This is a genomic window from Cryobacterium sp. LW097, assembly GCF_002205495.2.
GTDB lineage: Bacteria > Actinomycetota > Actinomycetes > Actinomycetales > Microbacteriaceae > Cryobacterium > Cryobacterium zongtaii.
Genome location: NZ_CP021992.1, coordinates 756,937 through 770,450, shown reverse-complemented (window position 1 = coordinate 770,450; position 13,514 = coordinate 756,937). Strand labels below are relative to the sequence as shown.

The following is a 13,514-nucleotide window of genomic DNA, read 5'->3' as shown; positions in this document are numbered from 1 at the left end:
CCGGCGTGTGCAAGACTAACCGCACCTTGTGTATACATGAGAGCTTCAATGGAGAGGTTCGCACCATGATCGAAGACACTGGAACCACTCGCACGACCCCCCAGGGCTACCGCGATGTCTGGCGGCGGAGCATCGACGAGCGCGATGACTTCTGGCTGCAGGCCGCCGGGCTCGTCGATTGGGTCAGCGCGCCGACCACGGCGCTGACAGAGCGCTCCCCCACTGACTACTCCTGGTTCGCGGACGGCACCCTCAATACCAGCTACAACGCCCTCGACCGGCACGTCCTGGCCGGCCGCGGCGATCACACGGCGCTGATCTACGACTCCGCGATGACGGGCACCCGCATCCGGCTGAGCTACCGCGACCTGCTCGACCGGGTCGCCAGGTTCGCCGGGGTGCTGCGGGCCAATGGCGTGGGCCGGGGCGACAGGGTCATCGTGTACCTGCCGATGATCCCCGAGGCCGTCGTGGCGATGCTCGCCTGCGCCCGGATCGGGGCCGTGCATTCGGTGGTGTTCGGCGGCTTCGCGGCCAGCGAGCTCGCCGTGCGCATCGACGATGCCCGGCCCGCGGTGATCGTCACGGCCTCCGGCGGCCTGGAGCCCGGCAAGGCGGTGCCGTATCTCCCCTTGGTGCAGAAGGCGCTCGAGCTCAGCGCCGGCTCGGTGCACACCGTCATCGTGCGCGACCGTGCCACGATCGACGGATCTGCCGCCGACTACGCCGGGGACCCCGCCGACGATGCCGCCGTGCGTTGGCTGGACTGGGCGGACGCGGAGGCCGCCGCCACCCCGGCCGACCCGGTCACCGTCGCAAGCACCGACCCGCTCTACATCCTCTATACCTCCGGCACCACCGGAAACCCGAAGGGCATCATCCGCGACAACGGCGGTCACGCCGTTGCGCTGACCTGGTCTATGCGGGGCATCTACGACATCGGGCCCGACGACGTGTTCTGGGCGGCGTCGGACGTCGGCTGGGTGGTCGGCCACTCCTACATCGTCTACGCACCGCTGCTGGCCGGCGCCACCACGATCATCTACGAGGGCAAGCCCATCGGCACCCCGGATGCCGGCGCCTTCTGGCGCGTCGTGGCGGACTACAGGGTGAACGTGTTGTTCACCGCGCCCACGGCCATCCGGGCCATCCGCCGGGTCGACCCCGACCTGGCCGAGCTGGCCCGCCACGACGTGTCCAGCCTCACCGCGCTGTTCCTGGCCGGTGAACGGCTCGACCCGGAGACCTTCCACTGGGTCAACGACGGCCTGCACTGCCCGGTCGTCGACCACTGGTGGCAGACCGAGACCGGCTGGGCCATCTGCGCCAACCCGCGCGGAATCCAGGAGCTGCCCACCAAACCCGGCTCCACCGCGGTGCCGGTGCCCGGCTACGACATCGCGATTCTCGATTCGAAGGGCGCACCCATCACCAAGCCGGGCAAGGACGGCAACATCGTCATCCGGCTGCCGCTGCCGCCGGGCTCCCTGCTGGGCATCTGGGGCGGCGCCGACCGCTTCGTCGACGCCTACCTCACCGCCTTCCCCGGTTACTACGCCACCGGGGACTCCGGGCACCTCGACGCCGACGGCTATCTCTACGTGATGGGCCGTACCGACGACGTGATCAACGTCGCCGGCCACCGGCTCTCCACAGGGTCCCTCGAGGAGGTGCTCACCCGGCATCCGGCCGTTGCGGAGTGCGCCGTGCTCGGTGTGCACGACGCGCTCAAGGGCCAGCGGGCGGCCGGTTTCGTCACCCTCAAGGCCGGCGCGGTGGTCGACCACGATCTGCTCACGGCCGAGCTGGTCAACCTGGTGCGGGAGCACATCGGCCCGGTGGCGGCGTTCCGCGACGTGAGAATCCTGGACCGGCTGCCCAAGACCCGCTCAGGCAAGATCCTGCGCAAGACCATCCGCCAGATCGTCGACGGCGAGCCGTACAAGGTCCCGCCCACCATCGAAGACCCCGCCGTGCTCGACGCGCTCGCCCTTGCTGTCCGGCCCCAACAACCGACTAACATCCACCCATCTCACCGGAGCAAAGGAGCCCCATGAAGGAATCACTGAACGACACCAGGCCGGAGGACTCGATCGACTATGTCGCCTTCGAGACCAGCGACCGCTTCGTCAACCTGCAACGCCGGCGCCGGAGGTTCGTGGTGCCGATGGCGGTGTTCTTCCTGGTCTGGTACTTCGCGTACGTGCTGGTGGCGGCCTACCTGCCCGATGTGATGGCGCGGCCGGTCTTCGGCAGCATCAACCTGGGCCTGGTGCTCGGCCTCGGCCAGTTCGTCACGACGTTCGCCATCACCATCTGGTATGTCGCCTTCTCCAACCGGGTGCTCGACCCGCTGGGCGCAGAGCTCCGCGCCGAGCTCGAAGCGAAGGTCGCCGCATGAGCGCCCTGGGAATGAGCCTGACCGCTGTCGCCGCAGCGGTCGAGCCCACGGAGAACAACCCGGTCCTGAACATCTCGATCTTCCTGGCCTTCGTGGCCGTCACCCTGGTGATCGTGATCCGGGCCGGCCGCAACAACCGCACCGCCGCCGATTACTACACCGGCGGTCGCTCCTTCACCGGGCCCCAGAACGGCTTCGCGATCGCCGGCGACTACCTCTCGGCGGCATCGTTCCTCGGCATCGTCGGCGCCATCGCCGTGAACGGCTACGACGGGTTCCTCTACTCGATCGGCTTCCTGGTGGCCTGGCTGGTGGCCCTGCTGCTGGTGGCCGAGCTGATGCGCAACACCGGCAAGTTCACCATGGCGGATGTGCTCTCCTTCCGGCTGGCCCAACGGCCGGTGCGCGTCGCCGCGGCCACCACCACCCTGGCGGTGTGCTTCTTCTACCTGCTCGCGCAGATGGCCGGCGCCGGCGGGCTCGTCTCGCTGTTGTTGGGCATCAACGACAAGCTCGGCCAATCCATTGTGGTGACGGTGGTCGGCGGGCTGATGATCATGTACGTGCTGATCGGCGGCATGAAGGGCACCACCTGGGTGCAGATCGTCAAGGCGTTCCTGCTCATCATCGGCGCTGGCGCCATGACGGTGTGGGTGCTGGTGATCAACGGGTTCAACCTGTCCACCCTGCTCGATGCCGCCGTCGCGAACGCCTCGGTCACCCCGGCGGAGTCGATCCTCGCGCCCGGCCTGCAGTACGGCGGCAACCCGCTGGACTTCATCTCCCTGGCCATCGCCCTGGTGCTCGGCACCGCGGGCCTGCCGCACGTGCTGATGCGCTTCTACACGGTGCCCAGCGCCAAGGAGGCCCGACGCTCGGTGGTCTGGGCGATCTTCCTGATCGGGGCGTTCTACCTGTTCACGCTGGTGCTCGGCTTCGGCGCCGCGGCCCTGGTGGGTGCGGACACCATTCTCGCCTCGCCCGGCGGAGTGAACTCCGCGGCGCCGCTGCTGTCGCTGGCGCTGGGCGGCCCGCTGCTGCTGGGCTTCATCTCGGCCATCGCGTTCGCCACCATCCTCGCCGTGGTCGCCGGTCTCACCATCACCGCGGCCACCTCGTTCGCGCACGACATCTACGCCAGCGTGATCAAGAAGGGCAAGGGTGACCCGGACGGCGAGGTCAAGATCGCCCGGCGCACCGTCGTGGTGATCGGCATCCTCGCCATCGCCGGCGGCATCGGCGTGCAGGGGCAGAACATCGCCTTCCTGGTGGCGCTGGCCTTCGCCGTCGCGGCGAGCGCCAACCTGCCCACCATCCTGTACTCGCTGTTCTGGCGCGGTTTCACCACCCGCGGGGCCCTGTGGAGCATGTACGGCGGGTTGGGGTCGGCGATTCTGCTGATCGTGTTCTCGCCGGTGTTCTCCGGCACACCCACCTCGATGTTCGGTGAGGGTGTGGACTTCGCGATCTACCCGCTGAACAACCCGGGCATCATCTCGATCCCGCTGGGCTTCTTCCTCGGCTGGCTCGGCTCGGTCACCAGCACCCGCCGGGAGGACCCCAAGCTGGCCGCAGAGATGGCGGTGCGCTCCCTCACCGGGTTCGGCGCCGAGAAGGCGAGCGAGCACTAGCCCCGCTCGCCTCCCGCTCCCCTTCCCGCGGCCGCGACTGTGGCCGATGCGGACGATTGCGCCCGGTACGCCGGGCGCAATTGTCCGTTCGGGCAACAGTTGGGGCCGGCGTGGGTTTAGACGCGGGGCAGCAGCGGGCCGCGGGCGACCAAGGTGGTGGAGGCCTGGGCGACGGGTTTGACCACGACGAGGTCCAGGTTCACGTGCGCGGGCAGTTCGACGGCGGCCAGGATGGTGGCGGCGACGTCGTCGGCCACGAGCGGGTGCACCACGTTGGTGTAGGCGGCGGCCGCCTTCTCGGGGTCGCCGCCGAAGCGCACCAGACCGAATTCGTCGGTCTGCACCATGCCGGGCGCGATCTCGATCACCCGGATCGGTTCGCCGCTGAGCTCCAAGCGCAGCACCTCGGTCAGGGCGTGCGCGGCGAACTTGGCGGCGTTGTAGCCGCCGCCGCCGATGTACGCCGTGTGCCCGGCGGTCGAGGTGATGTTGACGATGTCGGCGGACGCGGCAGCGCCGGCGGCCGCGGCATCCGTTGCGGCGGCGATCGAGGCGCGCAGCAGCGGCAGCAGGGCGGTGGTGACCCGTTTCAGCGCGAGCACGTTGATCTCGTACATCCAGGCCCAGTCGTCGATCGACCCGGCCTCGACGGAGTCGAGCCCCTTGGCGCCTCCGGCGTTGTTGACCAGAGCATTCACCGGGCCGGAGGCGGCGAGGTAGTCCCGCAACGCGTCGACGTCGGCCTGCACGGTGAGGTCGGCGGCGAACACCGCCGCGCCGGTCTCCTGGGCCAGCGTCTCGAGCCTGTCGGCCCGGCGGGCCACGCCCACCACATCCCAGTCGTGCTCCCGGAACAGGCGCACCGTCGCCGCTCCGATTCCCGAACTCGCACCAGTGACCACGACTCTTTTTTTGCCCATTGCCCCATTCTGCCCGGAGAATGGACCCGATGAGTTCGCCGACAGAGACCCCGCACCACGCCGGCCCGCACAAGCCGAAGCGCCGCGTACCGCTGTGGGACAACGCCCGCTGGATCGCCATCACCCTGATGGTGATCGGTCACGCGATCCTTAAGCTGATCGGCGAATCCGACACCGCCTACGGCGTCTACCTGTTCATCTACGCGTTCCACGTTCCGGTTTTCGTGGCCGTCAGCGGCTACTTCGCCAAGTCGGGACCGCCGGGCCCCCGCCAGATGCACCGGTTGATCACCGACGTCGTCTTCCCGTACCTGATCTTCGAAAGCATCTGGACGCTGGTGGAGTGGGCGCTCAGCGGCACCCTCAAGGTGGACTACTCGACCCCGTCCTGGACGCTCTGGTTCCTGATCGCCCTGGCCATCTGGCGGGTGGCGCTGCCCTACCTGGTTCTGATGCGGTATCCGCTGCTGATCAGCATCGCCATCTCGGTGGGCGCCGGCTACGTCGGTGACATCGACAGCACCTTCTCGTTGTCACGCACGCTGGGGCTGCTGCCGTTCTTCGTGTTCGGCTGGAAACTGCGCCAGTGGCCGCTCACCGCCCGGTGGATGCACCTGCGCCCGGCCGCGGTCTGGCGCTGGCGTTCCGGCGCGATCGCCCTCTTCGGCGCCCTCGCCCTGGCCGTCACCGTCAATATCATCGGCGTGCGGGACCTGCGGCTGCGGAGCTTCACCCTGTACGACGAGGCGTACTGGCAGTTCGGCTACGACCAGTTCTGGGCCGGGGTCATCCGGCTGGGCCTGATGATGGCGTCGTTCCTGTTCATCCTGGCCTTCCTCATGCTGATGCCGCGCCGGGCGACCTGGTTCACACCGCTGGGCGCCGCGACCATGTACATCTACCTGCTGCACACCTTCCTGCTTTACCCGCTGCGGGAAACCGGGGTGCTCGACGGTCCGCAGCAGCCCTGGGTGCTGCCGGCCGTGATCCTGCTGGCCATCCTGATCTCGGTGGTGCTGTCGTTGCCCGTCGTGAGGCGCGTCTTCCGGCCGCTGGTGGAACCGCGACTGCGTTGGCTGTTCAGGCAGGAGCCGTCCACCCACACGGGCACCATCGTGCTGCCGCACGGGCCCGGCAGCAGATGACGTAGTGTTTCGCGAACCGTTGTCGCGCGGCATAGCCCTGCCTATGGTTGCAGCAGAGCAACGGAGCGTCTGGTTCCGCCGCTGTAGATTCCTCGGGCTTGCCGGCCCGACCACGAACAGGGAGACCGACCCATGAGCGATTCCGCAGACTGGAAGTTCGAAACCAAGCAGGTCCACTCCGGGGCCCGCCCAGACCCGGTGACCAACGCGCGGGCCACGCCGATCTACCAGACCACCTCCTACGTCTTCAACAACGCCGAACACGCCCAGAACCTGTTCGCGCTGGCAGAGTTCGGCAACATCTACACCCGCATCCAGAACCCGACCCAGGCCGTGGTCGAGGAACGGGTCGCCGCCCTCGAAGGCGGCACCGGCGCCCTGCTGGTGGCCTCCGGCCAGGCGGCGTCGACCTTCGCTGTGCTCAACATCGCCCAGGCCGGCGACCACATCGTGTCGTCGAGCTCCATTTACGGGGGCACCTACAACCTCTTCAAGTACACCCTCAAGAAGCTCGGCATCGAGACCACCTTCGTCGAAGACCAGGACGACGCCGCGGAGTGGGCCAGAGCGGTGCGGCCCAATACCAAGCTGTTCTTCGCCGAGACCATCGGCAACCCCAAGATCAACGTGCTCGACATCGCGCTGGTCGCCGAGGTCGCGCACACCAACGGGGTGCCGCTGATCGTCGACAACACCATCGCGACGCCGTACCTGATCCGCCCGTTCGAACACGGCGCCGACATCATCGTGCATTCGGCCACCAAGTTCCTCGGCGGCCACGGCACCATCATCGGCGGCGTCGTCGTCGACGGCGGCCTGTTCGAGTGGTCGGCCAACGTCGAGAAGTTCCCCGGCCTGACCGAACCGGACCCGTCCTACCACGGCGCCAGCTATACCACCGCGGTCGGCGACGCCCTCGCGTTCATCATCAAGGCCCGCGTGCAGTTGCTGCGCGACCTCGGCAGCGCCATCGCCCCGGCGAGCGCCTGGCAGCTCATCCAGGGCATCGAGACGCTGAGCCTCCGCATCGAGCGGCACGTGTCCAACGCGCAGACCATCGCGGAGTTCCTCGAGAGCCACCCCGACATCGCGTCGGTCAACTACGCGGGACTGCCGTCCAGCCCCTGGTACGCGGCCGCCAACAAGTACGCCCCGCTGGGCGTGGGCGCGGTGCTGTCGTTCGAGCTCAAGGGCGGGGTGGATGCCGGGCGCGCGTTGGTGGACAACCTCAGCCTGTTCAGCCACCTGGCCAACATCGGTGATGTGCGCTCGCTGGTGATCCACCCGGCGTCGACCACGCACGCCCAGCTCACCCCGGAGCAGCAGCTCACCGCGGGCGTCACGCCGGGCCTGGTGCGCCTGTCGCTGGGCATCGAGAACGTCATCGACCTGCAGGCCGACCTCGAGGCCGGCCTGGCCGCCGCCCGCGCCGTGGTCGCGGCATCCCGCGCGAACGCGTAGAGCTCACCGACGTTCACCCGCCCGCATGACGTAACAATCGGCGGCCACGGCCGAACATCGCCACAATGGAGCCGTATGGAATGGCAATACTCCGCGGACACCGTCCCGTCCAGCCTGGTCACCGACGCGCAGGCGCGCTCGCTGCTGGGTAAACCGCCCGTCACGGGCGCCTGGCGTGACGGTGACCCTGTGGGCGGCCGCCGGTTCGTGGACATCGGCGCCCTCGACCTCGAGGCGGGCGGGCACCTGGCCGGCGTGCGGATCGCCTACGAGAGCTGGGGCGAGCTGAATCCGGCCGGCGACAACGCAGTTCTGGTGCTGCACGCTCTCACCGGGGACAGCCACGTCGTCGGCCCGCCGGCGGCCGGGCATCCGACCGCCGGCTGGTGGAGCGGCATCGTCGGCCGGGGCCTCGCGATCGACACCGACCGGTGGTTCGTGGTGGCGCCGAACATGCTCGGCGGCTGTCAGGGCAGCACCGGCCCGGCGTCCCTCGCGCCGGACGGCTCCGAGTGGGGCCCCCGGTTCCCGTACCTGAGCATCCGCGATCAGGTGGCGGCGCAGGTGGCCTTCAGCGACCGGATCGGCGTCGAACGCTGGGCCGGGATCGTCGGCGGTTCCATGGGCGGCATGCACGTGCTGGAATGGGGCATCGAACACCCCGGCCGGGTGACCCGGCTGGGCATCCTGGCCGCCCCGCCGGTCACGACGGCCGACCAGATCGCCCTCAATTCGGTGCAGATCGAGGCCATCCGCACCGACCCGCTCTTTCGTGCGGGCGTCTACTACGACGCCGAGCCCGGCGATGGCCCGAGCCGCGGCCTCGCCCTGGCCAGGCGGATGGCGCTGCTCAATTACCGCAGCCCGTCGGAACTCAACTCCCGGTTCGAGCGCAGCTGGCAGAGCGACATCACCCCGCTGGGCGGGCACGGCCGGTTCGCCGTGGAGTCCTACCTCGACTTCCACGGCAACAAGTTCACCCGGCGGTTCGACGCGAACAGCTACATCACCCTGGTCGAGGCGATGAACTCCCACGACATCGGACGTGGCCGGGGCGGAGTCGACGCCGCACTGGCCCGCATCACGGCCCGCACCCTCGTCGTCGGCATCGACAGCGACAGGCTCTTCCCCCTGGACGGCCAGCGTGTCATCGCGGCCGGACTGGGGAGCGGCGGCGACCCCGTGGTGATCGAGTCCGGCTACGGTCACGACGGATTCCTCATCGAGGACCAGGCCATCGGCGACCAGCTCCGGTGGCTGCTCGGCTGAACCGCGGAAGGGTTGACACGCAGTGCGTTCGGGAGAACTCTGGCGCCATGAAACCCGGCCCGCTCATCATGTTGCTGATCGGCACGTTCCTGACCCTGATCGGCTTCGGACTGACCGCCACCGGCACCGTTGCCGCCGTCGCCGCCGGCGTGCAGGGTGAAAACGGCTACTTCTCCACCCGCACGGTGCCCCTCGTCACCAACTCCTACGCACTGACCAGTCCTCCGCTCGGTCCCGTCACGACCACGGGAACGACCCCGCCGCTGAACCTGGACATCGCCAGGATCCGGTTGGTGGCGACGGGAGCCAACGACGACCCGGTGTTTCTCGGGATCGCGCCGCAGGCCGACGTCGACAGCTACTTGGCGAACGTGGCACACACCGAGGTGCGCGGCATCGAATCCACGCCGCTCCGCGCGCGGTATGCAGACATTCCCGGCTCAGACCGGCCCGAACCGCCCGCCGAACAGGACTTCTGGACCGTCAGCGCAGTCGGGCCCGGCAGCCAGGAGATCACCTGGCCGGTGCAGCCCGGGGCCTGGGCCGTCGTGGTGATGAATGCCGACGGCAGCAGCCCGGTCGCCGTGCAGGTCAGTGCCGGTGTGCGCTCAGGTCTCCTGGCGCCCGCGGCGATCACCCTGCTGCTGGTCGGCATCATCACCCTGGTGATCGGGCTGATCCTGGTGATCCTCGGTGTGATCGGCCTGGGCCGCAACGGTCCGGCGCCCTCCAGCCGCAGCGGCGCCACGCCAGCACCGGGCGGTGCGACCGGGCAGCCCGGCGCCGATCCCGACAGGCCGGGCGCCGACTATCCCGCACGGCTGAACGGATGGCTCGACCCCGACGTCTCGCGGGCGCTGTGGCTGGTCAAGTGGATCCTGGTCATCCCGCACGTCATCGTGCTGTTCTTCCTCTGGTTCGGGCTCTGGATCGGCACGATCGTGGCCGGGTTCGCCATCCTGTTCACCGGACGTTACCCGCGGGCGATCTTCAACTACAGCGTCGGCGTGCTGCGCTGGAACTGGCGGGTGAATTTCTACTCGTACTCCGCGCTCGGCACCGACAGGTACCCGCCGTTCACCCTCGCCGCCACCGACTATCCGGCCGACCTCGAGGTGGACTATCCGGCCCGGCTCTCGCACGGACTGGTCCTGGTCAAGTGGTGGCTCCTGGTGATTCCCCACCTGTTCATCGTGGCGATCCTCACCGGCGGCAGCTGGGGCTGGACCGCGAGCGGCAACAACGGCTGGACCACCGCCACCAGCACCGGTTTCTCGCTGCTGGGCATCCTGGTCCTCATCGGCGCCGTGATCCTGCTCTTCAGCGGACGCTACCGGCGCGGGATTTTCGATCTGATCATCGGACTGAACCGCTGGCTGTACAGGGTGATCGTCTATGCCGCGCTGATGCGCGACGAGTACCCGCCGTTCCGGCTCGATCAGGGCCCGCTCGATCCAGGCTCCGCCGTGGCTGGATCACCCGCACCGGCCGCCCCCGTCGCTTCCCATGACGGTCGATAGGCCGCTCCCCGGCCCCCGGCCCCGCAGCGGTCCCGATCGTGCCGACAGGTTCCTACGCAATTGGCTGCTGTGGGTCAGCCTCGGCGAAAGTGTCGGGTTCCTCGTCCCGGCCCTGGCCCAGCTGACCTTCGCCGGTTCATCCGTGCTGGCGCCGGCGTTGATCTTCGCCGGCGCTGCCGAAGGCACCGTGCTCGGCTGGACGCAGGCGACCGTGCTCCGCAGCCGGGTGCCGGCACTGAACCGCCGCCGCTGGGTCGGCGCCACGGCCATCGCCGGCGCCGCGGCCTGGTTCATCGGGCTGTTGCCCGCCGAGTGGGCCGAGGTCTGGCAGCGCTGGCCGGCAGCAGCCCAATTCACCGCCGGAATCCTGCTCGCCACTGTGCTGCTGTGCGCCCTCGGCTTCGCCCAGTGGTTCGAGCTCCGTCGGCACCTCAGGGGTGCCGGCTGGTGGATACTCGGCAGCGCCGCCGCCTGGGGCGCCGGCCTGGCCGTGTTCTTCGCCGTGGCCACACCGCTGTGGCAGCCGGGCCAGCCCGGCGCGCTCATCCTGCTCATCGGGGTTCTCGCCGGGATGTTCATGGCGGTGGCCATGGCCCTGGTCAGCGGCGTGGTTCTGCACCTGCTTCTGCGCCGGAAAGAAAGTCCACGTCAACAGCCGTAAATCCGCCACCGGGGCCGATAAGGTGACGGATAGGGCACTCATGAGGAGTACTGCAGCCATGCCACGTATTGCCAGAGAGCGTGATCGCGTCCTTCGTCGCACCGCCCGGATAACCGGGCTGACCGCTTCGGTGACGTCGCTGGCCTACCTGGCCGTGCCGGGCGGGCTCGATACGCCCGTGGTCCTGTTCGCCGGGTCCCTGATCCTGTTGATGGTCGGGTGCCAATACGTCCTCGGTCAGAGCGGCGCACTCCGTTGGGCGGTGTGCATCGTGCTGCTGAGCAACGCCGTCATCCTCGTCGTCGGGCTGGCCACCAGGATTGATGTCGGTCTCAACCCCGTCGAGGAGGCCCTGATCGCCACCCTGGCTGCCGGCGCGGCCAGCTGTGTCGCGCCGGTGCTCGTCGTCGGCCCCGGACGCCAGCTCATCCTGTTCGGGTCGTTCGGCATGACCGTGGCCGGGGTGGCGTTCGTCACCATCTCGTCTGGCGGGTCGGTGCTGCCCCTGGTCCTGACCGTGTGCGGCTGGGCCGCCCTGTCCCTGGGCGGCTGGTGGATTGCGCAGAGCGTGCCCCGGGTGCTGCAGCGGGTCGCCGCGATCGGGCGCGCCCACCAGGCCGAACGTCATGCCAGCGAACTCGAAGCGCAACGCCGGCAGGGCGCCAGGTTGCTCCACGACACCGTGCTGGCCACCCTCACCCTCCTGGCGCATTCGGGTGTGGGCGTCAGCCCCGCCGCTCTGCGACAACAATCCGGCGATGACGCCCGTCTGCTCCGCCAGCTACGTCTGGGCGCGCTGCCCACCCCCAGCCGTTCCGGGGTCTACACGCTGGAACCGTCCAACACGTCGATGCTCGGCAGCACCCTCGAGTCGGTGAAGCAGCGTTTCGGCCGGATGGGACTCGAGGTCGACTGGCACGGCAGCGGCCAGGTGCTGCTGCCCAGCGACGTTCTCGACTCGTTCCTTCTCGCCCTCGGCGAGTGCCTCGAAAACGTGCGCAGGCACTCCGGCGTCACCAGGGCCGACGTCACGATCTCCGACGACGACACGACGGTGCGCGCCATGGTGACGGATGCCGGTCGGGGGTTCGACCTCAGCGCCGTCGGCACCGAACGGCTCGGGTTCGCCGAGTCCGTCGTGGCCCGCCTTCGCGACGTCGGCGGCAGCGCACGCCTGTTCTCCTCCCCGGGCTCTGGCACCACCGTCGTGCTCGAGGTGCCCAAGTGACATCGGCGGCGACCCCGGCACCGCCGCACTCCGGCAGCTCGTCGGCCCGAGCGCACAAGCAGTTGCTCGACGACCAACGCGACGAGCGACGCCGCACCTTTCGCCGGCCGCAGCGCACCGTTCAAACCACCCTGGCCAACCGCACCGGGCTCGGTAGCCGCCACCTCGGCTTCGGCATCTCCCTGAGCAGCGGGTTCTTCGCCGTGTTCCTGCTGTGGCGGTTCGCGAGCCAGTGGGAGCGATATCCGAACCCGTTGCCGACCCTGGCGGCCTGGATCGTTCTGCTGCTCGCGGCCGTCGTGACGCTGATCCTCGTCAACAGGCTGCCCGACCGGATGCCGACCTGGTTGTTCCTCGCCGTGCTTGCCCTGGGCGAGGTCGTCGTCGGGCTCGACCTGGCCGGGTACGGTCAGGGCACCGCAGCGGGCACCTATCCCACCGCCGCCGCCGCCGTCGGCGCCCTGCTTGCCGTGCTGGTCTCGGTGCGGCGCGGACGGGAGATCGTTGCCGCGACGCTGGTCCTCGGCGCCGTGATCGCGGCGGGCTCGGTCACCGCGGCACGCTACGACCCCGAGCTGATGGCGCCGGCCATCCTGACCATCGGCCTGTGCGTGTTGCCGCCGCTGATCGGGGCGTCGGTCGTGCGAGGTTTCCGCCGCATCGTGCAGCGTGAGTTGGACCTGGTGCTCGTGCAGAGCACCATCAGCCAGCCGTCCTCCGCCGTGGGCATGCTCGCATCCGAGGAGCTGGCCCGCATCGACCTCGACGCCGAAACCCTGCTCGACGACGTCGCCACCGGACGCACCGCCCTGCCGCTCAGTTCGACGAAATCGGCGGCGGCGGCGATGCTCGCCACCCAGCTACGACTGCACCTCATCGAGGGCCGCCGGGAGACCTGGCTACACCACGCCCTCACCGAATCCGAGTTCCTCGGCCCCGCCGTCAATCTCGATGACCCGTCAGGGTTGGCCGGTCAGCTCTCGCCGACTCAGCGCGATGCGCTGTTGCTGGCCATCTGGCTCCTGATCAGCGACACCGACGGTGCCGAACCGACGGTTTCGCTGGTTTTCGGACCTTTTGGCCGTACCAACGGCCATATTATCGGTGAAATGCTTCGGTTTCCGATCAAAATGATCATCGAGGGGGTGCCTCGTCGACGGGTGGACCCGGAGACATGGCAAGCTATCCGAGTAGTGGGCCCTCATATCGATTCGGTGCGTAGTGGACATCTCCACGTCGACATCGAATGCAGTATTGACAATCCTGCGGACGCGTGAC

At 68.8% G+C, this 13,514-nt stretch carries 11 protein-coding genes; 10 read left to right on the top strand and 1 reads right to left on the bottom strand.

What is annotated here, in order from left to right:
* The first annotated feature begins 65 nt into the window (after positions 1–65).
* Genes B7495_RS03535 through B7495_RS03525 form a run of 3 tightly spaced genes read left to right on the top strand, consistent with a single transcriptional unit; the run spans position 66 to position 4,032 of the window.
* Positions 66–2,057 carry an AMP-binding protein gene (locus B7495_RS03535; RefSeq protein ID WP_088455356.1) on the top strand — a complete coding sequence of 664 codons (1,992 nt, stop codon included), beginning with the start codon at positions 66–68 and terminating at the stop codon, positions 2,055–2,057.
* A complete protein-coding gene (locus B7495_RS03530; RefSeq protein ID WP_088455355.1) occupies positions 2,054–2,401 on the top strand; it encodes a DUF485 domain-containing protein in 348 nt (115 codons plus the stop codon). The genes B7495_RS03535 and B7495_RS03530 overlap by 4 nt, the downstream gene beginning before the upstream one ends.
* A complete protein-coding gene (locus B7495_RS03525) occupies positions 2,398–4,032 on the top strand; it encodes a cation acetate symporter (protein WP_240632380.1) in 1,635 nt (544 codons plus the stop codon). The genes B7495_RS03530 and B7495_RS03525 overlap by 4 nt, the downstream gene beginning before the upstream one ends.
* Before the next feature lie 116 nt (positions 4,033–4,148).
* Here the strand turns inward: B7495_RS03525 and B7495_RS03520 are convergent, their stop codons facing one another.
* Positions 4,149–4,952, bottom strand: coding sequence for an SDR family NAD(P)-dependent oxidoreductase (locus B7495_RS03520; protein ID WP_088455353.1), 804 nt, complete (start codon positions 4,950–4,952; stop codon positions 4,149–4,151).
* Positions 4,953–4,981: 29 nt separating this feature from the next.
* On the opposite strand from B7495_RS03520, the gene B7495_RS03515 reads away from it, so the two are divergent.
* From B7495_RS03515 to B7495_RS03485, 7 genes are all read left to right on the top strand, one after another.
* Positions 4,982–6,097: an acyltransferase family protein gene (locus B7495_RS03515; protein ID WP_088457879.1), complete on the top strand. Its 1,116-nt coding sequence runs from the start codon at positions 4,982–4,984 to the stop codon at positions 6,095–6,097.
* A 132-nt stretch (positions 6,098–6,229) separates the two neighbouring features.
* A complete protein-coding gene (locus tag B7495_RS03510) occupies positions 6,230–7,558 on the top strand; it encodes a bifunctional o-acetylhomoserine/o-acetylserine sulfhydrylase (RefSeq protein ID WP_088455352.1) in 1,329 nt (442 codons plus the stop codon).
* A gap of 75 nt (positions 7,559–7,633) precedes the next feature.
* A complete protein-coding gene (locus B7495_RS03505) occupies positions 7,634–8,827 on the top strand; it encodes a homoserine O-acetyltransferase (protein WP_088455351.1) in 1,194 nt (397 codons plus the stop codon).
* Between the two features lie 47 nt (positions 8,828–8,874).
* Positions 8,875–10,347 (top strand): DUF4389 domain-containing protein, encoded by a 1,473-nt coding sequence (locus B7495_RS03500; RefSeq protein WP_088455350.1) that lies wholly within the window; start codon positions 8,875–8,877, stop codon positions 10,345–10,347.
* Positions 10,334–11,008: a hypothetical protein gene (locus B7495_RS03495; RefSeq protein WP_198418758.1), complete on the top strand. Its 675-nt coding sequence runs from the start codon at positions 10,334–10,336 to the stop codon at positions 11,006–11,008. The genes B7495_RS03500 and B7495_RS03495 overlap by 14 nt, the downstream gene beginning before the upstream one ends.
* A 58-nt stretch (positions 11,009–11,066) precedes the next feature.
* Complete coding sequence (locus tag B7495_RS03490) at positions 11,067–12,236, top strand: sensor histidine kinase (protein WP_088455349.1); 1,170 nt, start codon at positions 11,067–11,069, stop codon at positions 12,234–12,236.
* Positions 12,233–13,513 carry a hypothetical protein gene (locus tag B7495_RS03485; protein ID WP_088455348.1) on the top strand — a complete coding sequence of 427 codons (1,281 nt, stop codon included), beginning with the start codon at positions 12,233–12,235 and terminating at the stop codon, positions 13,511–13,513. Before B7495_RS03490 ends, B7495_RS03485 begins: the two co-directional genes overlap by 4 nt.
* The last annotated feature ends 1 nt before the right edge of the window (position 13,514 follow it).